General features: G+C 73.3%; 25 protein-coding genes. 8 read left to right on the plus strand and 17 right to left on the minus strand.

Features of this window, described 5'->3' with window-relative positions; all coding sequences use genetic code 11:
- The 4 genes from AC3A3L_RS12695 to AC3A3L_RS12710 form a co-directional block, all read right to left on the minus strand.
- Complete coding sequence (locus tag AC3A3L_RS12695; RefSeq protein WP_487640392.1) at positions 1-1,281, minus strand: hypothetical protein; 1,281 nt, start codon at positions 1,279-1,281, stop codon at positions 1-3.
- Positions 1,278-1,574 (minus strand): hypothetical protein, encoded by a 297-nt coding sequence (locus AC3A3L_RS12700; protein WP_487640393.1) that lies wholly within the window; start codon positions 1,572-1,574, stop codon positions 1,278-1,280. Before AC3A3L_RS12700 ends, AC3A3L_RS12695 begins: the two co-directional genes overlap by 4 nt.
- Positions 1,571-1,945, minus strand: coding sequence for an SAV_915 family protein (locus AC3A3L_RS12705; protein WP_487640394.1), 375 nt, complete (start codon positions 1,943-1,945; stop codon positions 1,571-1,573). Before AC3A3L_RS12705 ends, AC3A3L_RS12700 begins: the two co-directional genes overlap by 4 nt.
- A gap of 83 nt (positions 1,946-2,028) precedes the next feature.
- Positions 2,029-2,751 carry a hypothetical protein gene (locus tag AC3A3L_RS12710; protein WP_487640395.1) on the minus strand — a complete coding sequence of 241 codons (723 nt, stop codon included), beginning with the start codon at positions 2,749-2,751 and terminating at the stop codon, positions 2,029-2,031.
- 41 nt (positions 2,752-2,792) lie between these two features.
- Here AC3A3L_RS12710 and AC3A3L_RS12715 point away from each other — a divergent pair, with 41 nt between their 5' ends.
- Both AC3A3L_RS12715 and AC3A3L_RS12720 read left to right on the plus strand, forming a co-directional pair.
- Positions 2,793-3,914 carry an ATP-dependent DNA ligase gene (locus AC3A3L_RS12715; RefSeq protein WP_487640396.1) on the plus strand — a complete coding sequence of 374 codons (1,122 nt, stop codon included), beginning with the start codon at positions 2,793-2,795 and terminating at the stop codon, positions 3,912-3,914.
- Positions 3,911-4,495, plus strand: coding sequence for a hypothetical protein (locus tag AC3A3L_RS12720; RefSeq protein ID WP_487640397.1), 585 nt, complete (start codon positions 3,911-3,913; stop codon positions 4,493-4,495). Before AC3A3L_RS12715 ends, AC3A3L_RS12720 begins: the two co-directional genes overlap by 4 nt.
- A gap of 15 nt (positions 4,496-4,510) precedes the next feature.
- On the opposite strand, the gene AC3A3L_RS12725 is transcribed toward AC3A3L_RS12720, so the two are convergent.
- On the minus strand, positions 4,511-5,608 hold the full coding sequence (locus tag AC3A3L_RS12725) for a sulfotransferase (RefSeq protein ID WP_487640398.1): 1,098 nt from the start codon (positions 5,606-5,608) through the stop codon (positions 4,511-4,513).
- Positions 5,609-5,683: 75 nt separating this feature from the next.
- Here AC3A3L_RS12725 and AC3A3L_RS12730 point away from each other — a divergent pair, with 75 nt between their 5' ends.
- Positions 5,684-8,440: a stealth conserved region 3 domain-containing protein gene (locus AC3A3L_RS12730; protein ID WP_487640399.1), complete on the plus strand. Its 2,757-nt coding sequence runs from the start codon at positions 5,684-5,686 to the stop codon at positions 8,438-8,440.
- Between the two features lie 191 nt (positions 8,441-8,631).
- On the opposite strand, the gene AC3A3L_RS12735 is transcribed toward AC3A3L_RS12730, so the two are convergent.
- Positions 8,632-9,714, minus strand: a complete 1,083-nt coding sequence (locus AC3A3L_RS12735; RefSeq protein ID WP_487640400.1) for a DNA polymerase domain-containing protein — start codon at positions 9,712-9,714, stop codon at positions 8,632-8,634.
- A 9-nt stretch (positions 9,715-9,723) separates the two neighbouring features.
- Positions 9,724-10,938: a multidrug effflux MFS transporter gene (locus AC3A3L_RS12740; RefSeq protein ID WP_487640401.1), complete on the minus strand. Its 1,215-nt coding sequence runs from the start codon at positions 10,936-10,938 to the stop codon at positions 9,724-9,726.
- Positions 10,939-10,988: 50 nt separating this feature from the next.
- On the opposite strand from AC3A3L_RS12740, the gene AC3A3L_RS12745 reads away from it, so the two are divergent.
- Positions 10,989-11,450: a MarR family winged helix-turn-helix transcriptional regulator gene (locus tag AC3A3L_RS12745; RefSeq protein ID WP_487640402.1), complete on the plus strand. Its 462-nt coding sequence runs from the start codon at positions 10,989-10,991 to the stop codon at positions 11,448-11,450.
- 38 nt (positions 11,451-11,488) lie between these two features.
- Positions 11,489-11,887: a peptide-methionine (R)-S-oxide reductase MsrB gene (gene msrB, locus AC3A3L_RS12750; RefSeq protein WP_487640403.1), complete on the plus strand. Its 399-nt coding sequence runs from the start codon at positions 11,489-11,491 to the stop codon at positions 11,885-11,887.
- Here msrB and AC3A3L_RS12755 read toward each other — a convergent pair.
- On the minus strand, positions 11,871-13,028 hold the full coding sequence (locus tag AC3A3L_RS12755) for a helix-turn-helix transcriptional regulator (RefSeq protein ID WP_487640404.1): 1,158 nt from the start codon (positions 13,026-13,028) through the stop codon (positions 11,871-11,873). The genes msrB and AC3A3L_RS12755 overlap by 17 nt on opposite strands.
- Before the next feature lie 178 nt (positions 13,029-13,206).
- Between AC3A3L_RS12755 and AC3A3L_RS12760 the strand changes: the two genes are divergently transcribed.
- Positions 13,207-14,583, plus strand: coding sequence for an FAD-binding oxidoreductase (locus AC3A3L_RS12760; protein ID WP_487640405.1), 1,377 nt, complete (start codon positions 13,207-13,209; stop codon positions 14,581-14,583).
- Between the two features lie 65 nt (positions 14,584-14,648).
- Here the strand turns inward: AC3A3L_RS12760 and AC3A3L_RS12765 are convergent, their stop codons facing one another.
- The 5 genes from AC3A3L_RS12765 to hemG form a co-directional block, all read right to left on the minus strand.
- Positions 14,649-15,500, minus strand: coding sequence for a hypothetical protein (locus tag AC3A3L_RS12765; protein WP_487640406.1), 852 nt, complete (start codon positions 15,498-15,500; stop codon positions 14,649-14,651).
- A gap of 58 nt (positions 15,501-15,558) precedes the next feature.
- On the minus strand, positions 15,559-15,972 hold the full coding sequence (locus tag AC3A3L_RS12770; protein WP_487640407.1) for a rhodanese-like domain-containing protein: 414 nt from the start codon (positions 15,970-15,972) through the stop codon (positions 15,559-15,561).
- A complete protein-coding gene (locus AC3A3L_RS12775; protein ID WP_487640408.1) occupies positions 15,969-16,481 on the minus strand; it encodes a cysteine dioxygenase in 513 nt (170 codons plus the stop codon). Before AC3A3L_RS12775 ends, AC3A3L_RS12770 begins: the two co-directional genes overlap by 4 nt.
- Positions 16,482-16,569: 88 nt before the next feature.
- The gene (gene hemQ, locus AC3A3L_RS12780) at positions 16,570-17,301 is read right to left on the minus strand and encodes a hydrogen peroxide-dependent heme synthase (RefSeq protein ID WP_487640409.1); all 732 of its coding nucleotides are present in this window, start codon (positions 17,299-17,301) and stop codon (positions 16,570-16,572) included.
- Positions 17,302-17,305: 4 nt separating this feature from the next.
- The gene (gene hemG / locus AC3A3L_RS12785) at positions 17,306-18,655 is read right to left on the minus strand and encodes a protoporphyrinogen oxidase (RefSeq protein ID WP_487640410.1); all 1,350 of its coding nucleotides are present in this window, start codon (positions 18,653-18,655) and stop codon (positions 17,306-17,308) included.
- A gap of 55 nt (positions 18,656-18,710) precedes the next feature.
- On the opposite strand from hemG, the gene AC3A3L_RS12790 reads away from it, so the two are divergent.
- The gene (locus AC3A3L_RS12790) at positions 18,711-19,511 is read left to right on the plus strand and encodes an NYN domain-containing protein (protein WP_487640411.1); all 801 of its coding nucleotides are present in this window, start codon (positions 18,711-18,713) and stop codon (positions 19,509-19,511) included.
- Between the two features lie 58 nt (positions 19,512-19,569).
- On the plus strand, positions 19,570-20,535 hold the full coding sequence (locus AC3A3L_RS12795; protein ID WP_487640412.1) for a DUF4349 domain-containing protein: 966 nt from the start codon (positions 19,570-19,572) through the stop codon (positions 20,533-20,535).
- A gap of 102 nt (positions 20,536-20,637) precedes the next feature.
- On the opposite strand, the gene AC3A3L_RS12800 is transcribed toward AC3A3L_RS12795, so the two are convergent.
- The 4 genes from AC3A3L_RS12800 to AC3A3L_RS12815 are packed head-to-tail and all read right to left on the minus strand — an operon-like array spanning position 20,638 to position 24,333.
- Positions 20,638-21,984 carry an MFS transporter gene (locus tag AC3A3L_RS12800; RefSeq protein WP_487640413.1) on the minus strand — a complete coding sequence of 449 codons (1,347 nt, stop codon included), beginning with the start codon at positions 21,982-21,984 and terminating at the stop codon, positions 20,638-20,640.
- A complete protein-coding gene (locus AC3A3L_RS12805; protein ID WP_487640414.1) occupies positions 21,981-22,607 on the minus strand; it encodes a flavin reductase family protein in 627 nt (208 codons plus the stop codon). Before AC3A3L_RS12805 ends, AC3A3L_RS12800 begins: the two co-directional genes overlap by 4 nt.
- Positions 22,604-23,194: an NADPH-dependent FMN reductase gene (locus AC3A3L_RS12810; protein ID WP_487640415.1), complete on the minus strand. Its 591-nt coding sequence runs from the start codon at positions 23,192-23,194 to the stop codon at positions 22,604-22,606. Before AC3A3L_RS12810 ends, AC3A3L_RS12805 begins: the two co-directional genes overlap by 4 nt.
- Positions 23,191-24,333: an LLM class flavin-dependent oxidoreductase gene (locus AC3A3L_RS12815; protein ID WP_487640416.1), complete on the minus strand. Its 1,143-nt coding sequence runs from the start codon at positions 24,331-24,333 to the stop codon at positions 23,191-23,193. The genes AC3A3L_RS12810 and AC3A3L_RS12815 overlap by 4 nt, the downstream gene beginning before the upstream one ends.
- Positions 24,334-24,339: the final 6 nt, after the last annotated feature.

Here is a 24,339-nt window from a genome sequence, read left to right on the forward strand (position 1 = left end):
TCAGCTGAACCACCCGCCGATCGTCTCGCCGACGCTCGAGACCCCGTCGGCGATCGCCTCGCCCGTGTCGGCGAGCGCGTCGACGCCCTCGTCCCACGCCGCGCCGACGTCGGGGCCGTTCTCGAAGAGCGAGTCGATGGCGCCGTCGGCGAAGATCGCGATGCCGGCGCCGACCACCGTGCCGACCACGGCCCCGACGGCGGTGCCCACGCCGGGCACCACGGAGCCCGCGGTCGCGCCGATGAGGGCGGCCGTGCCGACGCTCGCGGCGAGGCCCGCGCCGTACCCGGCGGCCGCTCCGAGACCGGCGGAGACGCCCTGCGACACCGCGATCTGCGTGGTCGTCTCGCCCTCCTGCCAGTCGTTGTAGACCCCCAGGCCGATGCCGAGCGGGCCGAGGATCTTGCCGGCACGGCCCAGGTAGCGCAGCGCGCGGGAGTCGGCGAGCTCCTGCGACTGTCGCAGCAGGTCCTGCGCCTCGTCGAGCTTGCCCTGGATGGCGAGCCGATCGGCCTCGAGGCGAGCCTCGTCGAGGGTCTGGAAGAAGAACCACTTGCGCTTCATGTAGCGCTCCGGGTGGGCCTGCAGGTCGTCGATGGCGCGCGACGCCTCGTCGACGAGGTCCCCGGCCGACTGCAGCAGGCGGGACTGTCGCAGGGCGATCGTGGCGCCGATGACGGCGGCCGCGCTGTCGCCGACGATGTCGCTGAGCGTGACGATCCACGACGCGTGGGTGCCCGGCAGGTACTCCTCCTGCAGCTCGCGGCAGGCAGCGGCGTAGTAGCGGTCGATGCGGGCGGCCTCGGTCTCCGCGTCGTAGTAGGCCTGGAGCAGCTCCTGGTGGGCGTTGTAGGCCGTCACCCGCTGGTTGTGCGCCTCGACCTCCTCAGGTGTCCCCTCCAACATGTCCGGCGGTCGCGCCGGCCCGTCACCGGGGTGCTGCACGGTGAAGCCGCTGACGGTGAGCCCGGCACCGCGGGCGGTGGACCGCACGTCGCCCATCTGGTCCTGCGAACGGCGCAGCTTGCCGGCGAAGTCGTCGAGGTCGCCCGCCATCTTCTTCGCCGCGCCGGCGAGGTCGTCGGAGCTGTCGCGGATGCGGCGGGCGGTGTCGGCGAACTCCTCGCCGGCGACCGAGCTCCACCCGGTCTCGGCGTCCCGGCGTGCGCCGTTGGCGGCGTCTCCCGCGGCGGTGAGCTTGGGCTCGAGGCTGCCGCGGAGCCACGTCGCGGCGCCCTCGATCCCGCCCGGGGAGCCGGTGATCTCGGTATCGACGCTCACTGCTCCATCACCTGGCGGATCCGGTTCATGTCGGCGGACGCGTCGGCGTCCGCGCGCTGGTAGTAGCCGCGCGCGAGCCTGACGCCCGCGGCCGTGCCGGTCAGGGCGTTGGCGACGTTGCCGGAGCTCGTGACCACCTGGCTGAGCAGGCTGGCCACGACGGCGGTCATCGGCCCGGCGTCCACGCCCCGCGGGACGCTGCCGGCCAGCCCCTCCAGGCCGTCAGCGGCACCGTCGAGGTCGCTCGCGATGGAGTCGAGGGTGGCGAGGTCGACGTCGATGTGGCCGCTCATCCCCGCACCGCGCGGGCCTCGTCGGCGTCGACGTCAGGGCCGCTGCCAGAGCCCTCGTCCGCGCCGGCCGGGTCGTCGCGCAGGCCCGGGTCGACGTCGAGGAACAGGAGGTCGTAGGGGCTCTGGTCGTGGATGCGCTGCAGGGCAGCGACGTCACACAGCAGCCAGGGCACGTCCGGCAGGTACCAGCGGTGCAGCCGGTCGATGGCCGAGTAGGTGTAGAGCGCCGTGCGCCCGTCGGCGACCCGGTGGAGCAGCACGCGTCGCGAGGCGACGTCGGGCTCGTCGGTGGTGGGGACGTAGACCACCGGGGGCAGCTCCGGTCGGTGCTCCTCGCGCCGGCCCTCAGGGGTCGTCGTGTCGCTGGTCACGGGGGCAGTCACTCCTTGCGGTGGCGGTCGGTCGGTCGTGGCACGGATGCAGCATTCCCCGCACGAGCCGCCCCAATCCTCCCCTACGCGCCGACCTCGGCCCGCAACCAGTCGGCGAGGTCCGTGGCCCGGTGCCCGACGTCCGTGGCGTCCAGCACGAGGGTGGTCGACGAGAGCGCGGCGCGGCGCCACGGGCGCGGGCACGCGTCGTGGGTCGCCACCCCGTCCAGCTCGACGACGACCCGGCCGCCGCGGCTGCGGACCTCACGCACCGACGTACGGGCCGCGCGGGCACGTCCGGACGGCGAGTCCACGACGACCTCGTCGGCGGTGAGCCACAGCGCCGGCGGGCGGCACCGGCCGAGCACCACGAGCGCCACGCGGACCGCGAACCAGAGACCGACCAGTCCCGGGAGGAGGCCCACGACGGCCCAGTCCCCGCCCGCGGCGAGGCCTGCCGCGGCGAGCGCCACGCCGGTCACGGCGAGCCCCAGGTCGAGCGCGTTGGCGTGCCACCAGGGGGCCGCCCACGAGCGCACCCCGACGGCCGGGCGGCCCTCGAGCGTGGTCTCGTGGAGCGTCGGCAGCCGGGAGGTGCCGACGACCACCGCGGCGAGCACGAGCGTCGCCGCGACGGCGTACGCCGTGTAGAGCACGAGCAGCCAGAGCCCGACGGGCTCGCCCCCGGAGACCTCGGGGGCGGCGACGAGCAGCAGGGCCGCGCCGAGCGCGGCGAGCACGAGGTTGCCGAGCACCTCGCCCCACTTCGTGCGGCCGGCGAACGAGGCAGCGGCGGCACGTGTCATACGGGCAGTCTAGGAAGACACTCCCCCACTAGGCTCGTCGTGTGGACCTCCCCGTGATGCCTCCCGTGCAGCCGATGCTGGCCAAGAGCGTCAGCGGCGTGCCCGACCCGGCGAAGCACGGCGGCCTGAGCTTCGAGCCCAAGTGGGACGGCTTCCGCTGCCTGGTCTTCAAGGACGGCGACGAGGTCGAGCTGGCCAGCCGCAACACCAAGCCGCTCACCCGCTACTTCCCCGAGGTGGTCGCGGCCGTGCGCCGCCAGCTGCCCGAGCGCATCGTGCTCGACGGCGAGATCTTCGTCGGCCTGCAGGGTCCGGACGGGTGGCGTCTGGAGTTCGAGACCCTCCAGGAGCGCATCCACCCCGCGGCGAGCCGGGTCGACAAGCTCGCCGTCGAGACGCCGGCCGGCTTCGTCGCCTTCGACCTGCTCGCGCTCGGCGACGAGTCGTTCATGGACCGCCCGCTGTCCGAGCGCCGCGCGGCCCTCGTCGAGGCGCTCGGCCACCTCGACGGCAGCGGCCCGTGCTTCCTCACCCGCACCACCGAGGACCCCGCCGAGGCCGAGCGGTGGTTCGAGGAGTTCGAGGGCGCGGGGCTCGACGGCGTCGTCGCCAAGCCCCTCGGGTCGTCCTACGAGCCCAACAAGCGCACCATGCTCAAGATCAAGCACGAGCGCACCGCCGACGTCGTCCTCGCCGGCTACCGCGAGCACAAGACGTCCTCTCCCGAGGAGCCGTTGATCGGCTCCCTGCTGCTCGGGCTGTACGACGACGACGGGGAGCTGCAGCACATCGGCGTCTCGGCCAGCTTCACCGCCAAGCGCCGTGCCGAGCTCTGGCAGGAGCTGCAGCCGCTGGTCTGCGACATCGCCGACCACCCGTGGGGCCGGTGGAACGAGTTCCTGACCGCCAACCCCGACCGCGTCCCCGGAACCCAGAGCCGGTGGTCCGCGGGCAAGGACCTCGGGTTCACCGCCCTGCGCCCCGAGCGCGTGCTGGAGGTGAAGTACGACCACATGGAGGGCCGGCGGTTCCGGCACACCGCCCACTTCAAGAGGTGGCGCACCGACCGTGACCCGGAGAGCTGCGGCTACGCCCAGCTCGACGAGCCCGCGGGCTACGACCTCACTAGAATTCTCAGTACCGAACCCGGAGGCGAGTCATGACCGACCACACCGACATCCCCGACGACTCGATCCACGACGGGAAGGGCACCTACGACGTGGTGCTCCTCGTCGAGCAGGCCCTCACGCCCGCCGACGCGAAGCAGGTGCGCTCGCTCCACGTCGAGATCGAGGACCCCGTCGTCTACCACGTCCTCCTGCCCCTCGAGGACGCAGCGGCCCGCATCGAGGCGTCGCTCGGCACGCTCGGCGCCGGCGACCTGATGGCCGCGCCCGCCCTGGCGATGAACGACGTCGACATCGAGGCGCTGCGCCGCGAGTGCGAGGAGAACTCCTCCTCCGACCTGAAGAAGACGCTCATCGCGATCCACGACGCGGGCGGGAAGGCGACCGGCAAGGTCACCTCCGAACCGCCGGTCGACGCGCTCGCGGCGCTCGTCGGCTCGGTCGACGCGCGCGAGGCGATCATCCTGACCCGCCCCCACGTGGTCGCCGAGTTCTTCCACGTCGACTGGACCTCCCGCGCCCGCCGCAAGCTCGGCGTGCCGGTCCTCCACCTCATCGAGCACGAGAACTTCGACGAGCAGGCCTCCGGCTCCGGCGAGGGCGTCACCGGCGTCTGACGCGGCGTACTCGCGTCAGCGGCGGGTGACGCGGCGTACGACGGCGCGGCGGAGGATGGCGGCCGCCTCGCGCCCGCCGACGGTGGGCTGAGGCGCACGACGCGCCTGCTCGAGGTCGCGGCGCAGCTGCTGCACGGTCGCGCGCTGCGCCTCGCGGGCCTGGCGACCGGCGAGCGTCGACTCGGCCTTGGTGTGGTCGAACGTCAGCGCGACGGCGTCCGCGTAGCGCGAGCGGTAGTCCTCGTGGACCGCGTCGAGGCGCGCCAGGGTGTCGGGGTCGTGCGGGGTCGTGGTGAGCACGCCGAGCAGCTGCCAGACCTCCTCGGCCATGTCACGCAGCCAGGCGGGCGTCCGGACGTCGTCCCAGGTCAGCTGCGACTTTCGCATCGAGGGCTCGATGAAGTCGTCGACCGGGTGGTGCTCCCGCTGCTCCGCAGGGGCGGTGAGGTCGGCGTCGAAGTCGAGCTCGAGCTGCTCCTGCACGGGCGCCAGCGCTGCGCGCCAGTCGGCCAGCAGGTCGACGTACCTGACGAACGAGCGCTTCGAGCCGCGGCCGGCCTGCTCGGTGAGGAGGGCGGCGTGGACCCAGCCGGCGACGTTGGACGTCTCCTTGGTGAGCCGCAGCTCCTCGGACTGGCTGGAGAGGTAGGCGATGTCGCGGGAGCCGACGACCTCGGCGGGGTGGCGCAGCGCCGTCAGCCAGCGGAGGTCGGCGCCCAGCTCGGCGCTGACGACCTCCCACACCTGCGCGAACCAGAACGCGTGCGGGTCCTTGACCACGATCTGGTCGCCCGGCTGGTCGTGCCGGGCGAGCTGGTCCGACAGCCACTCGTGGAGCTCGCCGGTCGGCACGCCCGTGTCGACGTGGCGGGCGACGATCTCGACGGCGGCCGGCCGGCTGTCGATGTTGAAGAGCGCGAGCTCCTTGAGGTGGCGCTTGTGGAAGTCGATGACCCACTGCGGCTCGTAGAACCCGCGCGGGTTGGTCTCCGATGCCTCCACCTCGGGCTGCGGCACGTGCAGCCCGAGCCGCTTCAGAGTGCCGGCGAGGGAGCTCGTTCCGCTGCGGCCGGAGCCGGAGACCAGGACGAGCGGGGTGGAGGACGTCGGCATGCGGGTCACCCTATCGGCCGGTGTCGCGCCCCCTAGGATCGTGGCGACCCGCTCCCGGACAGGACTGAGGACCACGTGGCACTGACCGACAGGCTCGGTGGGAAGGTGCGCTCCGCGATGCGCCGGGTGCGCGGCGACGGCCCGCTGGACGTCGTCTACGTCCTCTTCAACGCCGACGGCATGGGCGGCACCGCGCGTTCCGGGATCGAGCAGGCCAACGCGCTCCTCGGCCTCGGCGAGGGCCACCGCGTCCGCATCCTCAGCGTCACGCGCAGCGGCGACGCGACCCACTACCCGCTGGCCGACGGGCTCGAGGTAACCTACCTCGTCGACGTACGCCCCGAGCGTCCCGTCGCGGTGTCCGGCCAGCACCCGGCCGAGCTCGCCGAGCGCGAGTCGACGATCGTGCCGCGCAGCTGGGACGCCCTCTACAACGCCCTCACGGACGCCACGATGCGCGAGGCGCTCGGCCGCATCGAGGCCGACGTCCTCGTCACCACCACCCCCGAGCTGCTGGCGGCGGTCGCGCAGCTCGCGCCCGCCGACGTCGCGCTGGTCCACCAGGAGCACCGCGCGTCCTCGAGCCGGGTCAACGACCTCGGCGCCCTGCTGCAGTTCGCCCCGCGGGCCGACGTGGTCGTCTCGCTGACCGAGTCCATGTCGCGGTGGCTGGCCGGACGACTCGGTGGCGCCGCGCCCGAGCTGCAGGTCGTCCCCAACCCGCTCCCCTCCCACCCCCAGCCGCGCTCGCCGCTCGACCAGCGGACGTTCGTGACGGCCGGCCGGCTCGCGCCGGAGAAGCAGTTCGAGCACGTCGTCGACGCCTTCTGGCGCATCCACGAGCAGCTGCCCGGCTGGACGCTCACGATCTGGGGCGACGGGCCCCGCGCCGACAACCTCGCCGCCCAGGTGCGCAAGCTCGGCCTCGAGGACCGCGTCCACCTGCCCGGCTCGACCGACGACCTCGCCGCCGAGTGGGCGCGCACGAGCGTGGCCGTCCTCGCGTCCCGCGGCGAGGGCTACCCGCTCGTGCTGCAGGAGGCGATGTCGGCGGGCGTGCCCCCGGTGACGTACGACTGCCCCTCGGGCCCGCGCGAGATGATCACCCACGACGTCGACGGCCTCCTGGTGCCGCCGGCGTCCAAGGCGGCGCTCGCCGCCGCGATGCTCCGGGTCGCCGGCGACGACGAGCTGCGCAACCGCCTCGGCGAGGCTGCGCTGGAGCGCTCCCACCGCTGGGACGGCGAGGTGCTGGCTCGCCAGTGGGTCGGGACCTTCCGCACCGCCGTCGCCCGCCGCGCCGACCCGCTCGCCCCGCGCCGGGTCCTCCACGGTCTCCGCCCCGGCCCGCTCGGCGACCTGCCCGAGACCACGGGAGCCGCGGGCGTCACCCCGGCGGAGTGTCGTACGACGTCCCTGCGGGCGCTGACCTCCGCGGCCGCCACGACCGGGGACGGCTGGTTCGTGGTGCCCGCCCGCGGGCTCGACCCGCACCCCGTGGTCGTCGTCCCGTCGTCACGCCGGGGCGCGTTCCTCTCGGCGCTGGCGTCGGGGTCGGTGCCGGACTGGCTGTCGGTGCGCGACCCCGCCGAGCGTGGCTGGCCCGAGCGGCGCGGCACCGTCGCCGTGATGACCGAGGAGCTCGCCCGCACCCGCACGGCGACCCTCCTCCTCGAGCCGTGGCCGATGCGCGGCGGGCACCACGGCGTGCTCGGCGAGGGCGTCGAGATCGCCGTGCAGTTCTGGGAGGAGTCGCCCGACGGCGACCTGCACGCGCCCGGGCCGAACCGCTACGGCGACCGGGTGCCCGCCGGCACGCCCCGCTCGACCACCACGGTCGAGGGTGTCGAGGTGCCGACCCTCGAGGTGATGGCGCTGCCGACGATCGACGACTGCCGTTTCGACGTCGACGTCGTCTACACCTGGGTCGACGGCGACGACGAGGCCTGGCTGTCCGCCCGTGACGAGCGGATCCGGGAGCTCGGCGGCACCCCGAGCGACCGCGCCGGCGGTGCCTCCCGCTACCGCAGCCGCGACGAGCTGCGCTACTCGATGCGAAGCATCCACCTCTTCGCGCCGTGGGTGCGGCGGATCCACCTGGTCACCGCGGGCCAGGTCCCGTCGTGGCTCGACACCACCCACGACCGCGTCCGGGTCGTCGACCACCGCGAGATCCTCCCGGACTCGGCACTCCCGACCTTCAGCTCGCACGCGATCGAGACCCGCCTGCACGCGGTGCCCGACCTCGCCGAGCACTTCGTCTACGTCAACGACGACGTCTTCCTCGGCCGGCCGCGACGTCCCGAGCACTTCTTCCGGCCCGGCGGGCAGTACGCCGCCTTCGTCGCCGACCACCGCGCCGTGGGCCTCCCCGGCACCGACGACCGGCCCTACCTGACCGCCGCGCAGAACAACCGCCGCGTGCTCACCGACGCCTTCGGGGTCGCGCTGACCCACACGATGATGCACAGCCCCCACCCGCAGCGTCGTACGACGCTGGAGGAGATCACCGCCCGCTTCCCGGCCGAGGTCGAGCGCACCACGCACGCGCCGTTCCGCTCCGAGACCGACCTGTCGATGTTGTCGTCGTTCGCGCAGACCTACGGCCTGATCACCGGGCAGGCCTTCCGCGCCGGCGCCCACCACGGCTACGTCGACCTCGGCCACCAGCAGCTGCCCGTCCAGCTGAAGCAGATGCTCCGCCGCGACCGGGACTTCTTCTGCATCGCCGACAACCTCCTCGCCGCCTTCGACGAGGAGCGCGCCGACGGCCTGCTCCACGACTTCCTCGAGCAGTACTTCCCGATCCCGGCCCCCTGGGAGCTCGGCTGAGCGGTGCCTGAGCCACATTCCGGGCAGCTCGAATGTGGCTGGGCCACCGCTCCCGGGGCGTCGACGTACGACACGCGGGCGAGCGGTGAGTGAGACACCTTCTGGCGGGGGAAAACCTGCGTCACTCACCGCTCGGGCAGTCGCGTGGTCTCGTGACGGTCGCTTCGCGACCTCCTCGACCAGCGAGGCGTTCAGTCGGCGATCCGGTTGCCGTCGGCGTCCCAGTGGGACTCGACCTTCTTCGAGGGCTGGACGCGGGGCGGCTCGCCGGGCATCTTCGGGTGGTCGGGCGGGAAGTTGAGCTCCACCGGGTGCTCGTCCCAGAGGTCGAGCAGCGGCTGGAGCGAGTGGTGCACGTCGTCGATGGCGGCCCACGGGTCGCCGTCGGAGGCCAGCCGCTCGGGGACGGTGAAGAGGTTGAGGTCGGCCGGCGAGGTGAGGCCGGCGAGCTCGTCCCACGTCACTGGGGTGGAGACCGGGGCGCCGGGGATCGGGCGCAGCGAGTAGGCCGAGGCGATCGTGCGGTCGCGGGTGTTCTGGTTGAAGTCCACGAAGATCCGCTCGCCGCGCTCCTCCTTCCACCACGCGGTGGTCACGCCGTCGTCGCGCTTCTCCAGCTCGCGACCGAAGGCGATGGCGGCGTGCCGCACGGCCGCGAAGTCCCACGACGGCTCGATCCGCACGTAGACGTGGATCCCACGGTTGCCGGAGGTCTTGGCGAACCCGGTCATGCCGAGGTCCCCGAGCAGCTCACGGGCCGCGCCCGCGACCCGCACCGCGTCGGCGAACGTCGTGCCGGGCTGCGGGTCGAGGTCGATGCGCAGCTCGTCGGGGTGGTCCACGTCCGTCCGACGCACGGGCCAGGGGTGGAAGGTCAGCGTGCCCATGTGGGCGCACCACACCGGCACCGCGATCTCGGTCGGGCAGATCTCGTCGGCCGTGCGCCCCGACGGGAAGGTGATGGTGGCGGTCTCGAGGTAGTCGGGAGCGCCCTTGGGCACCCGCTTCTGGTAGAACGCATCGGCGTTGCGGTCCTGCGGCCCGGTCGCGAGCTTCATGCCCGGGCGCACGCCCGACGTCCAGCGCTCGAGCGCCGTCGGCCGGTCGCGCAGCGCGCGCATCAGGCCGTCCTCGACGCTCGCGAAGTACTCCGCGACCATCAGCTTGGTGACCTCGGCCGTCGTGTCGGTCGCCTCGTAGATCACGCGGTCCGGTGACGAGACGCGGACCTCCCGGTCGCCGGCCTGCACCATCACCGGCTTCGCAGCTGCCATGGATGGACCCTAGCCGGGTACGACGACACCCGACCGGCGCGACGGCAGCGGGAGAGCACCCGCGCAGAAGACGCCGAGGGCTGCCACGGCGCTCGCGGCCACGGCCACACCCATCGCCACCGCCGCCGAGCGCACGTCGTGGCTCGCCAGCGACATGACGGTCGCGACGCCCCCGCTGACGACGTACTGCAGCACGCCCTGCAGCGACGCCGCGGTGCCGGCCGAGCGCGGGTACGGCGAGAGCGCGAGCGAGGTGGCGTTGGCCAGGACCGGCCCCAGTGCAGCGACGAGGACGAAGAGGCACACCAGCAGCACCGCCGCGGGCGCCCGGAGCACGACCGCGGCCAGGACCCCGAGGCCGGCCATCGCGCCCAGCACCAGGCCTGCCCCCAGCAGGGCGCGCTCGTCGGCGACCCGGCCGACCAGCACCGAGCTGATCTGGCCCAGGACCACGATGCCGACCGCGTTGACCGCGAACACCAGGCCGTACTGCTGTGCGGACAGGCCGTAGGCGTCCTGCAGCACGAAGGACGAGCCCGCGATGTAGGCGAACATGGCCGAGAACATCAGCGCGGCCGCGAGCGTGTGCCGGACGTACGCCGCGTCGCGCAGGAGGCTGCGGAAGGCGTCCACCGTCGCGCCGAGGTCGGCCGGCCGGCGTCGTTCGAGCGGCAGCGACTCCGGCAGCGCCCGGGCGACCGCCCCGAGCAGCGCGGCCCCCACTGCGGCGAGCACCACGAAGACCGCTTGCCACGGCGCGACCCCGAGCAACTGTGCCCCCACGATCGGTCCGAGCACGGTGGCGACGCCGTTGACCAGCATGAGGGCCGACACGAAGCGGGTGAGCTCCACGCCCTCGACGTGGTCGCGCGCGACCACCCGGGCCAGAACGGTGGCCGCTGCTGCGCCCAGGGACTGCACGACCCGGGCCGCGACGAGCCAGCCGACCGACGGGGCGACGAGGCACGCGAGCGACCCGGCGACGTAGAGCGCGAGGCCGCCCAGCAGCAGCGGTCGACGGCCGTACGCGTCGGAGAGCGGGCCGACCACCACCTGGCCGACCGCGAGTCCGACGACGAACACGGTCACGCTGAGCTGCACCAGACCGGGGTCGGCGTGCAGGTCGCGCGCCATCTCGGGCATGCCCGGCAGGTAGAGGTCGATGGTCAGGGCCGGGAAGGCGCTGAGCGCACCGAGCAGCAGCACCAGCCGGAGACGCTCCATCTTGGTTATGTTCACATCATTATGTGAACATACATCACTAGGGTGTGTCCATGGCTTCTCACCCTCCGGACCACGACGCGTTCGGCGAGCTGGCGGACCTCCTGCTCAACGTGGGCCGGCTCGTCCGCGCCCGGACCCCCGCGGAGGCGGACGGCGTGCCGCTCAACGAGACGGAGCGCACGGTGATGCGCATGGTCGACCTCTTCCCCGGGGCGTCGCCCAGCGACATCGCCGAGCGCGGCCGGCTCCAGCGCAGCAACGTCAGCGCCGCCCTCCGGACGCTCGAGGAGAAGGGGATGGTCGACCGGTCGTCGACGTCGGGCCGCGGCATCGCGGTCCACACCACGCCCCTCGCCAGGGACAACCTCGCGGCCCTGCGCGACGCCTGGGCGCGCGAGCTGGCCGTGCCGCTCGCGGACGACGTCGACGACGTACGCCAGTGCGTGGCACTGCTGGCAAGACTCGAGGTGAGGCTGATCGACGCCGAGCACTCGCGCGAGCAGCCGACCTGAGCGCGGCCCGCGCTGGAGCGCCTCCGTAAACTGGTGGCATGGCCTACGACGTGCAGAAGACCGACGAGCAGTGGCGCGAGCAGCTCAGCCCCGAGGAGTACGCCGTCCTCCGCCAGGCCGGCACGGAGCGTGCGTTCACCGGTGAGTACACCGACACCGAGACCGAGGGCACCTACTCGTGCAAGGCGTGCGGGTCGGAGCTGTTCACCAGCGACACCAAGTTCCACTCCGGCTGCGGCTGGCCGAGCTTCTACCAGCCGATGACCGACACCGTGGAGTACATCGAGGACAACTCCCACGGCATGAAGCGCGTCGAGGTCCGGTGCGCGACCTGCGGCTCGCACCTCGGGCACGTCTTCCCCGACGGCTTCGGCACGCCGACCGGCGACCGCTACTGCATCAACTCGATCAGCATCACGCTCAACGAGAAGAAGTAGCCGGCACGCCGGGGGTGAACCAGCCCGACGGGCTCAGGGTCTCCCCCATCCGCGGGACGTACTGCTCGAAGTAGACCCGCGAGATCAGCTCACGCCGGCTGCGCACGTCGGCCTTCAGGAACACCGTCTTCAGGTGGTCCTGCACGGTCCACGGCGACACGTGCAGGCTCGCCGCGATCTCCTTGGTGTCGAGCCCCTGCAGCACCCTCTGCGTCACGTCGCGCTCGCGCGGGGTGAGGTCGAAGGCGGCCACGACCAGCGGGACGATCTCCGGCGGGCGTGCCTCCTCGATGGTGACGACGACGTCGCCCACACCGCTGTCGCCGGCGCCGGAGAGCGGCGCCGCGTGCAGCACCAGCCAGGTGCCGCTGGCCGTCCGGATGCGTGAGCGCGGCACCACGGACGTCTCGCCGCGGGCCAGCCGCCGCGCGGCCCCGACGAGGGCCGCGACCATGCCGGCCGGGTCGCCGTCGGCCTCGCCCGAGCTCAGCTCGCCGAGCCGCGCCTCGGCCCCGACGCTCATCTGCCGGACGGTGTCGTCGGCACCGATGATGAGCACGGCCGGCCCGCCGCCGGACGGGACCACCTCGGAGTCGGACAGCCGGCACAGCATGCCGGTGCGGATGCCGCGTGCGAAGACCTCGGTCAGCGACGCCATGAACTCGATCTCCGGAGTGCCGAACGGCGCGTCGTCCGCGCCGCGGAAGAGCGCGACCGCGCCCCAGGCGGCACCGGCCTCACGGAACACCAGCCGCAGCTCGTCGGCGAAGCCGAAGTGCGGCTTCATGAAGCGGCTCATCCGGCCCGACTTCTCGACGTCGCCGCCGGTGAGGGCGTGCACCCCGGCCGCCGGCACCGCTGCGCGCGCCAGCTCGCCGAACGCGGTGGGCTCCACGGTGCCGTACTCGATGAGCCCGAACTCGTGGTCGTGGGTGTTGGTGCTGGCCAGCGCGCCGAACTTGCGCGCGCTCGTGAGCAGGAACGTGGCGGGGTCGTGCGTCCCGAGGCAGGCGCCGACCGACGGGACCGCGCGACCCACCGACTCGACCGCCTCCGGCAGGAACGTCTCGAGGTCCAGGCCCGCCCGCGACAGGACGTCCACGTCGCGGCGCACGCGCTCGGCGAGCAGGGCGGTGGTCATGGACCGAGTGTGGGGCAGCGCGGACCGCGGCGCACTCCCACAAGTCTGGGAAGTCCCACTGGTCCAGATCACTGGGTGCGGAAGTCCCCTCGCGGTTGGGATCGCCCCGGGTGCGGGCGCCGCCGCACGCTCGTCGGGTCAGCACCACCCGAGAAGGACCCGAGAGAAGGAACACCCGATGACCACCATCGACACCGGCGCACTCGCCGACCACCTGCGCGGCCTGTGCGGCGGAGCCGTCCACCTCCCCGGCGACCCGGGGTACGACGCCGCGCGCACGCCGTGGAACGTCGCCGTCGACCTCCGCCCGGCCGCCGTCGCCGTGCCGCGTGACGCCACCGACGTCGCCGACGTGATGCACGCGGCCCTCGACGCCGGGCTCCGCGTCGCCCCGATGAGCACCGGCCACGCCGCCGCGCTGCTCGCCGACGATCCGCTCGACGACGTCGTCCTCGTGCGGATGTCCGGCCTCACCGGTGTCGACGTCGACCCCGTGGCGGGCACCGCCCGGGTCGAGGGTGGCACCCTGTGGCAGGACGTGGTCGAGGCCGCGGCCGCGCACGGCCTGACCGCGCTGCACGGCAGCTCACCCGACGTCGCCGTCGCCGGCTTCTGCCTCGGGGGCGGCATCGGCTGGTACTCCCGCAAGCACGGCTTCGGCGCCGACACCGTCGTCGCGGTCGAGGTCGTGACGCCCAACGGCGAGCTGCTGCGCGCCGACGCCGACCACCACGCCGACCTGTTCTGGGCGCTGCGCGGGGGCGGGGGCAACTACGGCATCGTGACGGCGCTCGAGATCCGGCTGCTCCCCCACGCCGACGCGTACGCCGGGATGCTGCTGTGGGACCGGACGGCAGCGCCGCAGGTGCTGCGGGCATGGGCCGCGTGGGCGGCCGACGCCCCGGAGGAGGTCACGACCTCGTTCCGCGTGCTGAGCTTCCCGCCGCTGCCCGAGCTGCCGCCGTTCCTCAGCGGACGGCAGCTGGTGGTCGTCGACGGCGCGGTCCTCGCGGACGACGCGACGGCGGAGCGGGTGCTCGCGCCGCTGCGGGCGCTCGGCCCGGAGATGGACACCTTCGCCCGCGTCCCCACCACCGCGGTCACCCGCATCCACATGGACCCCGAGGGCGCCGCCCCGTCAGCCGCCGACCACACCCTGCTCGCCGACCTGCCGGAGGAGGCGATCGAGGCCTACCTCGCCGAGGTGGGCCCCGGCACGACGACCTCGCTCCTCGCCGCCGAGCTGCGGCAGCTGGGGGGCGCGCTCGCCCGGCCGGCAGCGGGGCGCGGCGCGATCGGCACCCTCGAGGCGCGCTACGCCGCCTTCCTCGTGGGCATCGCCCCCACTCCGGAGGCCGCCACGGCGGTGAAGGCCGACGCCGCCCGCGTGGTCGAGGCGCTCGCCCCGTGGTCGGCGCGCCGGGAGCTGCCCACCTTCGCCGAGCGCGCGGACAGCGCCCGCCGGTGCTACGCCGACGACGACTGGGAGCGGCTGCGGCGCCTGCGCGCCCAGGTCGACCCGGGCGGCCGGATGCGCGCGGGCCACGTCATCTGAGCGGTATCTGAGGACGTGGTGGACGTGAATCGGCCCGATTCACGTCCAGCACGTCCTCAGATAGGTCAGGAGGCGGGGACCAGGGCCGAGGTGACCCGTACCAGCCCGTCGCCGTACGTCGCGTCGGCCCACTCCTGGACCGAGCCGTCGTCGTACACGACCTGCGCGTCGAGCGAGTCGGGCGACGTCGAGCCGCTGGTGAGCAGCTGGTCGCCGAGCGCGGCCTGGAGCTCCTGGTTGATCGCGTTCAGGTCGGCGTCGGTCTTCTCGACGGTGGTCACGCACAGCAGCCCGCCCCACGTCTTGCGGAGCTCGGCCTCGGCACCCTCGGGGTCCTCGGTCACCGCCACGCTGATCGTGCCGTTGCTGAGCCACGCACTGGCGTAGGTCGGCAGCGCGGAGGCAGCCGTCAGGGTGGCGTCCATGTCCTCGGGGGTCGCCTTGTCCGGGTCGGTCGCCTCGGCGTCGTCGCAGGCCGGGTCCAGCCCACCGGCCTCCGGCTGGGCCATGGTGTCGTAGAGGGCGGCGGGGATCGAGTCGGTGACGGTGAAGGTCGAGCCGTCGAACGTGCCGGTCAATGCGTAGGAGCCCCAGCGCACGCCGGAGGCTTCCTCCGACCCCACGTCACCCCAGTCGAAGTCGGCGAGCGCGGGCCCGCCGCACTGGGGCGGGTAGGACTCGGCGACGGCGCCCAGGCACATCTCCGGGCCGTCGCCGGCGTCGAGCACCGTCACCAGGCCACTCGTGCGTACCTCCCCGTCGGGCACGGGCGTCGGCGCCTCACCCGCCTGGCCCGACGGGGTGTCGGCGGTCGCACCCGCGTCGGCACGGTCGACGGCCCGCATGTCGGCCTCGGTGGAGCAGGCGGTGGCGGAGCCCAGGACGGTCAGCACGGCAGCAGCAGCGAGGATCCTCATGATGCTCCGACGCTACTGCGCGCCGGGCCGTTCCCGGGCAGCTCACTGGTCGAGCCGGTCAGTCGGGCCGGCACGCCACCGGCAGGTGCGCCTCGCGCCACGCCTTGAAGCCGCCCACGACGTCGGTCGCGTCGAGCCCGAGGCTGCGCAGCGCGTCGGCGGCCAGGCTGGAGGTGTACCCCTCCTGGCACAGCACCAGGATGCGGGTGTCGTACGACGCCTCGGGGAGGCAGGCGTCCGAGCGCGGGTCGAACCGCCACTCGAGCACGTTGCGCTCGACGACCAGCGGTCCCACAGCCGGGTGCACCTCCCCCTCGGCCGCCCGCTGCGCCGCCGGACGGATGTCGACGAGCACCGCACCGCCGAGCGCCTCCCGGTAGGCCGCCTCGACGTCGACCCGCTCCAGCCGGCTCCGGGCGTCGGCGAGCAGCGCGTCGACGCCGTCGTACCGCGTGTCGCTCACGGTGCTCACCAGGACTCCCCGCGCTGCTCGACGCTGGTGACCTGGAGCCGCCCGCGGACGAGCTCGTAGCGCGTCATCGCGGCGAGGCCCGGGGCGTAGGCGTGCAGCGAGACGGCGGTCTCGGTGCCGTGGTTGACGACGTCGTGGATGTGGCTGCCGTCGAACTCGCGCACCGCGGACGCACCGAGGGTCGCGGCGGTGGCGACGCCGGTCCAGACGTACTCCGTCAGCGACCCGGTGAGGACGACGAAGGCGCCGCTGGCCGCGCCGTGGTCGTGCCAGCCGGTGCTCGAGCCGGCGGGCCAGGTGATCAGCCAGATGTCGGCGCCGACGCCGGTCCCGACGCGGGCCCAGGTGCGCTCCGGCACCGTCAGGTCGACGTGCGCGAGAGGGTCGTGGGTGCCGAGGTGCTCGGCCAGCGCGGTGCGCGCGGCTTCGAGGCGGTCGGTCGAACGGCTCGTCCGCCCGGGCGCGCGGACGGCGGTGGGAGCCTGGGAGGTGGGGAAGGTGGCGGTCATGGGTCCTCCTGAGAACAATGTTGAGTAACTTACTCTACATTGCGAAGGCGCCACCAGCAGCCATGTCCACCGCCCGGCGTGCCGAGGGTCAGGGCAGGCGGTCGAGCAGCTCCTGCGGGGTGACCCGGGCACCGGTGTAGAACGGCACCTCCTCGCGCACGTGCCGACGCGCGTCGGACGCGCGCAGGTCGCGCATCAGGTCGACGATGCGGTGCAGCTCGTCTGCCTCGAACGCCAGCAGCCACTCGTAGTCGCCGAGGGCGAAGGACGCGACGGTGTTGGCACGCACGTCGGCGTAGCCGCGGGCCTGCTGGCCGTGCTGGGCGAGCATCCGGCGGCGCTCGCCGTCGTCGAGGAGGTACCACTCGTAGGACCGGACGAACGGGTAGACGCAGACGTGCGCGCGCGGCTCCTCGTCGGCGAGGAACGCCGGGATGTGCGACTTGTTGAACTCCGCCGGCCGGTGCAGCGCCATCTGCGACCAGACCGGGTCGAGGCGGCGACCGAAGGCCGTGCGGCGGAAGGCGTTGTAGGCGCCCTGGAGCTGCTGGGAGTCCGGGGCGTGCCACCAGACCATGACGTCCGCGTCGGCGCGGAGCCCGCTCACGTCGTAGATGCCGCGCACCACGACGTCCTCCTCGGCGAGCACCTCGAGGAGCGCCTCGACGTCGGTCGCCTCGGCGGCGCGGTCGGCGTCGTCGCCCAGGACGTCGCGGAGCCGGAAGACCGACCACATCGTGTAGCGGATGGTGTCGTTGAGCTCCCGCGTGCGAGCGGCGTTGGTCTGCGTGTCGGCAGAGGTCGGAGTCGACTCGGTCATGCCGTCATTCTGCCTGCGTGAGCGAGGCCACAGCGCGGCGGGCCGAGCCGATCACCGCGGGGATGCCGACGCCGTCGTACGACGCCCCGCAGACCGCGAGCCCCGGCTGGGTGCCGATGGCGGCCCGGACCCGGGCCACCCGCTCGAGGTGGCCGACGGCGTACTGCGGCAGGGCGCCGCCCCACCGCTGGACGTGGGTGTCGACGGGCCGGGCGGTGATGCCCGCCAGCGCGGCGAGGTCGGCGAGCGACACCTGCACCAGGCCTGCGTCGCCGGCCTGGAGGGTGGCCTCCTCGCGGTGCCGCCCGAGCGAGGTGCGGAGCACCACGACGTCGGGCTCGAGGTCGCGCACCCACGCCCACTTGGCGAAGGAGAAGGTCGAGGCCTTGATGGTGCGGCGCTCGACGGGCGGCACGAGGAAGCCCGACCGGTCGAACAGCGCGTCCGGGACGTCCTGCGCGCGGAAGGCGAGCGAGACCACGGCGACGCTCGCGGCCTCGACCGCGCCGAGCTCGGCGGCAGCGTCCGGGAGCACCTCGCCGAGCAGCCGGGCGGTGGCAGCTGCGGGGGTGGCCAGCACGACGGCGTCGGCCTCGATCGTCTCGGCTGCGGTGGTGGGGCCGACGGTCAGTGCCCAGCCGGTCGGCGTACGACGCAGCGCGCGGACGGTGGCCGACGTGCGCACCTCGAAGCCGCCGTCGTCGGCGACCAGGGCGGGCAGGCGCCCCATCCCGCCGGGCAGGGCGGCGAAGACCGGGGCGACCGAGGTCGGCACCCCCGAGGCCTGCTCGAGGAGGCTGCCCCGGCGGGCCATCGCGAGCAACTGCGGGACGGCCGCGGCCGCGGAGATGCGGCGGGCATGGCCGGCGTACACCCCGCCGAGCAGCGGTTCGACGAGGCGGTCGACGAGCTCGTCGCCGAGCCGGGCCGCGACCAGGTCGCCGACCGAGACGTCGTCGTCGACAGCGGTGTCGGCCTCGGCGCCGGCGCGGGCCAGGCCCTCGGGGCTGAGCACGCCGCTGGCGGCGAGCTGGTCGAGGTCGAGGGGGACGCCCATCAGCGAGCGCGGCATCGCGCGCAGCGCCCCGCGCGACCACACCGCCGACGTGGCCGCCGTCGGGTGGACCACCTCCGCGCCGAGCTCCTCGGCCAGGGCGAGTCCCTCGGGACGGCGGGCGAGCATGGCCTCCGCGCCGACGTCGACGGTGAGCCCGGCGACCTCGGCACTGCGGAGCTTGCCGCCGACTTGGGGCGAGCCCTCGAGGAGCAGGACGTCGCGGCCGGTGGCAGCGATGCCGCGCGCCGCGACCAGACCGGCGATCCCGCCACCCACGACCACCGCGTCACGCCTCACGCCACCACCCTGCCAGAGGGGGTGGCGGCGCTCCGGTGCGCCCTAGGCTGCACGCATGGAGTCCCACGGAGCCGCCGACCGGGTCGCGGTCATGATCGACGCCGACAACACCCGGCCCGCCTACGCCGACGAGGTGCTGGGCGAGGTGGCGAAGTACGGCGACCCGACCATCCGGCGCGTCTACGGCGACTGGACCAACCCGCACCTCACCCAGTGGGCGCGCAAGCTCAACCGCCTCGGCCTGCGTGCGATGCACCAGAACGCCTACACGGCCGGCAAGAACTCCACCGACCTCGCGCTCGTGATCGACGCGATGGACCTGCTGTACGACGGCAACGTCGAGGCGTTCGCCCTGGTGACGAGCGACAGCGACTTCACCAGCCTCGCCCACCGGCTGCGCGAGTCGGGCAAGAAGGTCTACGTGCTCGGGGAGAACAAGGCGCCCGAGTCGCTGCGCAACGCCTGCGACAAGTTCATCGACCTCGCGGTCGTCACCGACCGGCCCGGCGACGGCGAGGACTCCGACGACGACTCCGACGACCCGAGCGGGACGGACACCCCGTCGATCAACCTGCAGAGCGCCCTCACCCGCGCCGTGAACGCGGTCTCCGACGACGAGGGCTGGGCGCTCCTGCCCGCCCTGGGCAACCAGCTGATCCGCACCCACCCGTCGTTCGACGCGCGCAACTTCGCCGGCCCGGGTGCCCGGCTGAGCACCCTCGTCACCGCGCAGCCGTACCTCGAGACCAACGGCAACGGCAACGCGATGCGGGTCCGGCTCAAGGGCCAGAAGCCGCCGAAGGTCACCACCACCACCAAGCGCACGGCGAAGCGGGCGTCGAGCAAGAAGGCCTGACACGTCACAGTTCCGTCACGGCCGGAACCGCCGCCGTCACCGGCGTCGTCGGACGGCCATGACCCTCACCGCGACCCGCACCTCGAACCGGTCCCGCACCGCGGGAGTCCTCACCGCCTTCGCCACCGCCCTCACCATGACGGCCCTGCTGGCCGCCTGCTCCGCCGACGACGGCGGCAGCGACGCGATGTCCGGGGAGGAGTCCGGATCGTCGTCGAGCGAGACGTCCAGCGACTCGGCCGGGAGCTCGGCCGGGAGCTCGTCCGGGAGCTCGGCCGACGACTCCGCAGGCGGGTCGGGCGGGGCGGACGGTCCGACCGCCCCCGAGCTGCAGCGCTCGGTGATCTCGAGCGGCACGGTCTCGCTGGCCGGCGAGGACGTCCGGACGACCCGGCAGGACGTGCAGCGCGTCGTCGACGCGCAGGGCGGCGAGATCACCGACGAGAGCACCGAGACCGACTCCGACGGCGTCACCTCCTACGTGCGGATGGTCGTGCGGGTGCCGAGCCGGAAGTTCGGCGAGACGATGTCCGCGCTGGAGCAGGTCGGGGTGCTGCGCTCGTCCGACCGCGGTTCCGAGGACGTCACCACGCAGGTCATCGACAACGGCGCCCGCGTCCGGGCGCAGGAGGCCAGCCTGCGGCGGGTGGAGCTGCTGCTGGCCGACGCACGTGACCTCAAGGACGTCATCTGGATCGAGTCGCAGCTCACCGGCCGGCAGGCGGAGCTGGACTCGCTGAAGTCCCAGCAGTCGTGGCTGGCCGACCAGACGTCCCTGTCGACCATCACGGTCGACATCGCCGCCCTGGAGGACGTCGAGCTCGAGCCGGACGAGGAGCGACCGACAGGGTTCCTCGCCGGGCTCGACGGCGGCTCGAAGGCCATGGGGACGCTGTTCACCATCGTGTCCACGATGACCGGCGCCCTGCTGCCCTTCGCCGCGGTGGGCCTGGTGCTGGGGCTGCCGGTCTGGCTCGTCGTACGACGCCGCCGGGCCACCACGCCGCGGACGCCGGCGGCGTAGCCACGCGGACGCAACCCGTCCCACGCCTGCGGCGCCAGGCGTGGGACGGGGGTCCGGTCGAGGAATCTGTCCGAGCGTCTCCGCGTCAGCCAGTGTGCACCCTCAGGCCGGGACGCGCTCGCGGACGGGCTCCAGCGTCGGATCGGCGCTGTCGAGCCCCCGGCCGCGGGTCTCGGGCAGGAACCGCGCGCAGGCCAGCGAGATCGCGGCGACCAGCACGTTGTAGGTCGCGACCCACCACAGGGTCCCGTCGCCGCGGGTCACCAGCCACGCCGCGATGAGCGGCGTCAGTCCGGACGCGAGGATGCCGGAGACCTGGTAGAGCGTGCTGAGCGCCGTGTAGCGGTAGCGGGTGTCGAACAGCTCGGACCAAAACGCCGCGAGTGGCCCGTAGACGGTCCCGTAGATGACGCCGAGGCCGACGACGAAGACGAGCGAGATCGCCCAGCGGTTCTCGGTCTGCACGAGGAAGGCCGCCGGGAACGCGAACAGCAGCCCGATCCACGCTCCTGCGCGGTAGACCGGCTTGCGGCCCACCCGGTCGCTGAGGGCCCCGGCGACCGGAACCAGGACGACGCCGAGCGCCGCGCCGGCCAGGATCGCGTCGAGCGCCCAGCTGCGCGGCAGCTCGAGGTTGGTCGCGACGTAGGCGAGCAGGTAGACCGAGAACAGGTTGAACGTGAAGCCCTCGATGTAGCGGGTGCCCATGCCGAGGAGCAGCGGCCGGGGCTGCTCGCGCAGGAGGTCGCGCAGCGGCAGCCGTGAGATCTCCTTGCGCTCCTGCACCTTGGCGAACTCCGGGGTCTCCATCACGGAGAGCCGGATGTAGGCGCCGATGCCGAGCAGCACGATGCTGATGAGGAAGCACGCCCGCCAGCCCCAGGCCAGGAACGCCTCCTCGGGCAGGAGCCCCGCGAGCGAGAAGGCGCCGGCGGCGAGGACGAGCCCGCCGGGCACCCCGACGTGGGCGAAGCTCCCGTAGAACCCGCGGCGCCGGGCGGGGGCGTACTCGACGGCGAGCAGCACCGCGCCGCCGTACTCTCCGCCCACGCCGATGCCCTGCAGCACCCGCAGCAGCACCAGCGCGATCGGCGCCCAGACGCCGATCTGGTCGTAGGTCGGCAGCATGCCGATCAGCGCGGTGCCCACGCCCATGATGACGAGGGTCAGCAGCAGCATCTGCTTGCGCCCGATGCGGTCGCCGTAGTGGCCGAAGACCAGCCCGCCGACCGGTCGTGCGAGGAACCCGACGGCGAAGGTCGCGAAGGCGGCGAACTGCGCTGCCGGACCGTCGAGGCCGTTGAAGTACAGCTTGTCGAAGACCACCGCGGCGGCCGTGCCGTAGAGGAAGAAGTCGTACCACTCGATCGTCGCGCCGACGGCCGAGGCCAGCGCGACACGGCGCGGCGACGGGGGTACGTCGGTCACGCCGGTGCGCGTGTTCCTCATGCGGCGTCCTCCGCGTCGTCGCGGGACTCCGTCGAGGCCTCGGGCTCGCGGTCGCCCCGGTCGACCTCGGCGCCGTTGATCCGGCCGTCGAGGCGGGCGGGGTCGAGGTCGTCGCGGTGGAGCTTGGCGAAGGTGGAGCGGTGGAAGACGAGCGGGTGCTCGCCGTCGCCTCCGCCGACCTCGTGCACCTCGAGCAGCACGATGACGTGGTCGCCGGCGACGACCTCCTCGTGCAGCGAGCAGTCGTAGGTCGCCACGGCCTCGTCGAGCAGCACCGCGCCGGTGCCGGTCACCTTGAACGGCAGGCCCGCGAAGCGCTCCTCGCGCGGCCCGGCCAGCTGCCGGCACACCGCGTCGTGGTGGTCGGCCAGGACGCTGATGCCGAGGTGCTCGGCCTCGCGCAGCAGCGGCCAGGTCGAGCTCGAGGTCGCGATGGAGAAGGACACGAGCGGCGGGTCGATGCTCACGGAGGTGAACGACGACGCGGCGATCCCGGTGAGCTGTCCCTTCACCGACGCTGCGACGGCGACGACCCCGGAGGGGAAGGCGCCGAACGCGTCGCGCAGGGTGCGCTGGTCGATGGCCGGGACGGACGCGGGACGGGAGTGGGCGTGTGCGGTCATGCGGACGACACCTCCAGGGAGGGAGCGGGAGCGGGAGCGGGCAGGGTCGGCAGGAGCTGCTGCGCGGCGGCGAACCAGGCGTCGTACGTCTCGGGCCGGTCGTGCTCGGAGTCGAGGACGTAGAGCCCACGGGTCGGCACCGACGCGCCGAGCTCGACGAGGAGCGGGCGGAGTCCGTGCTCGGTGGCGAGCGAGTGGACCGGCGACGCGCCGAGCATCAGCGGGATCGCGGTCACCCCGCCGAGCCCCTGGTGCGGGAAGCGGTCGAGGAACGCCTTGAGCAGGCCGGTGTAGGTCGCCTTGTAGGTCGGGCTGGCGACGACCACCACCAGGCTGGACGCCACCTCCTCGACCAGCTCGGTGACGCGCGGCGACCCCCAGTCGAAGAGCTCGGACGCGTGGTCGGCGAGGTCGACGACGAGGTCGGCACCGCCGAGCCGGTCGGCGAGGGTCAGCGCGGACTCGTAGGTGCGCGAGCGTGGCTTCGGGTTGCCGACCACGACGGCGACGCGGGCGCTGTCTTGGGGGTCCCCGGGGCGTTGTTCGGGGGAGCGAAGCGGAGGAGAAGAACGTCGTGGGGTGTTCATGAGGCCGCTCGCTGGCCGCCGAACGGCACGGACGCACGGGCGGCGGACGGGACGGGGTTGGTCCACAGGCCGCGCTGCTCGAGCACCGGGAGCACGCCCTCACCGAAGTGGTAGGCGCCCTCGAGGTGCGGGTAGGCCGAGAGCACGAACTCCTCGATGCCCAGCGCGGCGTACTCCTCGATGCGGTCGGCCACCTCCTCGTGGCTGCCGACGAGGGCGGTGCCGGCACCACCGCGGACCAGACCGACGCCGGCCCAGACGTTGGGGTGGATCTCCAGGCCGTCGCGCGAGCCGTTGTTGAGGGCGAGCATGTTCTGCTGGCCGACCGACTCCGACTTCTTGAGGCCCTCCTGCACGCGGCGGATCTCGGCGTCGTCGATGCCCTCGAGCAGGCGGTCTGCCTCGGCCCACGCCTCCTCCGAGGTGTCGCGGTTGATGGTGTGCATGCGGATGCCGAAGCGGATCTCACGACCCTGCTTCTCGGCGAGCTCGCGGATCCAGGCGATCTTCTTCGCCACGGCGGCCGGCGGCTCGCCCCAGGTCAGGTACACGTCGGCGTGCTTGGCGGCCACGACGCCGGCGGCGGGCGAGGAGCCGCCGAAGTAGATGCCGGGGACCGGGTCGGGCAGCTGCTGCAGGCGCGCCTGCTCCACCCGCAGGTGGCGGCCGGCGAAGGTGACCTCGTCGCCGGTCCAGAGCCGGCAGACGATCTCGAGGAACTCGTCGCAGCGCTCGTAGCGCCCGTCCTTGTCCAGGAAGTCGCCGTAGGCACGCTGCTCGTGGGACTCGCCCCCGGTCACCACGTTGAGCAGCAGCCGGCCGCCGGAGAGGTTCTGGAAGGTCGCCGCCATCTGCGCGGCCAACGTCGGCGACGTCATCCCGGGCCGGAAGGCGACGAGGAACTTCAGCCGCTCGGACAGCGGCGCCAGCATCGCGGTCGTGAGCCACGCGTCCTCGCACCATGCGCCGGTCGGGGTCAGCGCGGCCTCGAAGCCGAGCTGTTCGGCGCTGCGGGCGATCTGCCCGAGGTAGGGCACGCTCGCAGGGCGTCCGCCGGCGCCGTGGGAGACGCCGTGGCCGCCGCTGACGACCTGCCGGCCGTCACCGCCGTTGGTGGGCAGGAACCAGTGGAACTTCATCGTTGA

It is taken from the genome of Nocardioides sp. Soil_C_8 (assembly GCF_057656315.1).

Bases quoted from the DNA above. Each gene is read 5' to 3' on its own strand.
- AC3A3L_RS12700 (WP_487640393.1), bottom strand. From the start codon at position 1,574: ATGAGCGGCCACATCGACGTCGACCTCGCCACCCTCGACTCCATCGCG.
- AC3A3L_RS12710 (WP_487640395.1), bottom strand. From the start codon at position 2,751: ATGACACGTGCCGCCGCTGCCTCGTTCGCCGGCCGCACGAAGTGGGGC.
- AC3A3L_RS12720 (WP_487640397.1), top strand. From the start codon at position 3,911: ATGACCGACCACACCGACATCCCCGACGACTCGATCCACGACGGGAAG.
- AC3A3L_RS12725 (WP_487640398.1), bottom strand. From the start codon at position 5,608: ATGCCGACGTCCTCCACCCCGCTCGTCCTGGTCTCCGGCTCCGGCCGC.
- AC3A3L_RS12735 (WP_487640400.1), bottom strand. From the start codon at position 9,714: ATGGCAGCTGCGAAGCCGGTGATGGTGCAGGCCGGCGACCGGGAGGTC.
- AC3A3L_RS12740 (WP_487640401.1), bottom strand. From the start codon at position 10,938: ATGGAGCGTCTCCGGCTGGTGCTGCTGCTCGGTGCGCTCAGCGCCTTC.
- AC3A3L_RS12745 (WP_487640402.1), top strand. From the start codon at position 10,989: ATGGCTTCTCACCCTCCGGACCACGACGCGTTCGGCGAGCTGGCGGAC.
- msrB (WP_487640403.1), top strand. From the start codon at position 11,489: ATGGCCTACGACGTGCAGAAGACCGACGAGCAGTGGCGCGAGCAGCTC.
- AC3A3L_RS12755 (WP_487640404.1), bottom strand. From the start codon at position 13,028: ATGACCACCGCCCTGCTCGCCGAGCGCGTGCGCCGCGACGTGGACGTC.
- AC3A3L_RS12760 (WP_487640405.1), top strand. From the start codon at position 13,207: ATGACCACCATCGACACCGGCGCACTCGCCGACCACCTGCGCGGCCTG.
- AC3A3L_RS12765 (WP_487640406.1), bottom strand. From the start codon at position 15,500: ATGAGGATCCTCGCTGCTGCTGCCGTGCTGACCGTCCTGGGCTCCGCC.
- AC3A3L_RS12775 (WP_487640408.1), bottom strand. From the start codon at position 16,481: ATGACCGCCACCTTCCCCACCTCCCAGGCTCCCACCGCCGTCCGCGCG.
- hemQ (WP_487640409.1), bottom strand. From the start codon at position 17,301: ATGACCGAGTCGACTCCGACCTCTGCCGACACGCAGACCAACGCCGCT.
- AC3A3L_RS12790 (WP_487640411.1), top strand. From the start codon at position 18,711: ATGGAGTCCCACGGAGCCGCCGACCGGGTCGCGGTCATGATCGACGCC.
- AC3A3L_RS12795 (WP_487640412.1), top strand. From the start codon at position 19,570: ATGACCCTCACCGCGACCCGCACCTCGAACCGGTCCCGCACCGCGGGA.
- AC3A3L_RS12800 (WP_487640413.1), bottom strand. From the start codon at position 21,984: ATGAGGAACACGCGCACCGGCGTGACCGACGTACCCCCGTCGCCGCGC.
- AC3A3L_RS12805 (WP_487640414.1), bottom strand. From the start codon at position 22,607: ATGACCGCACACGCCCACTCCCGTCCCGCGTCCGTCCCGGCCATCGAC.
- AC3A3L_RS12810 (WP_487640415.1), bottom strand. From the start codon at position 23,194: ATGAACACCCCACGACGTTCTTCTCCTCCGCTTCGCTCCCCCGAACAA.
- AC3A3L_RS12815 (WP_487640416.1), bottom strand. From the start codon at position 24,333: ATGAAGTTCCACTGGTTCCTGCCCACCAACGGCGGTGACGGCCGGCAG.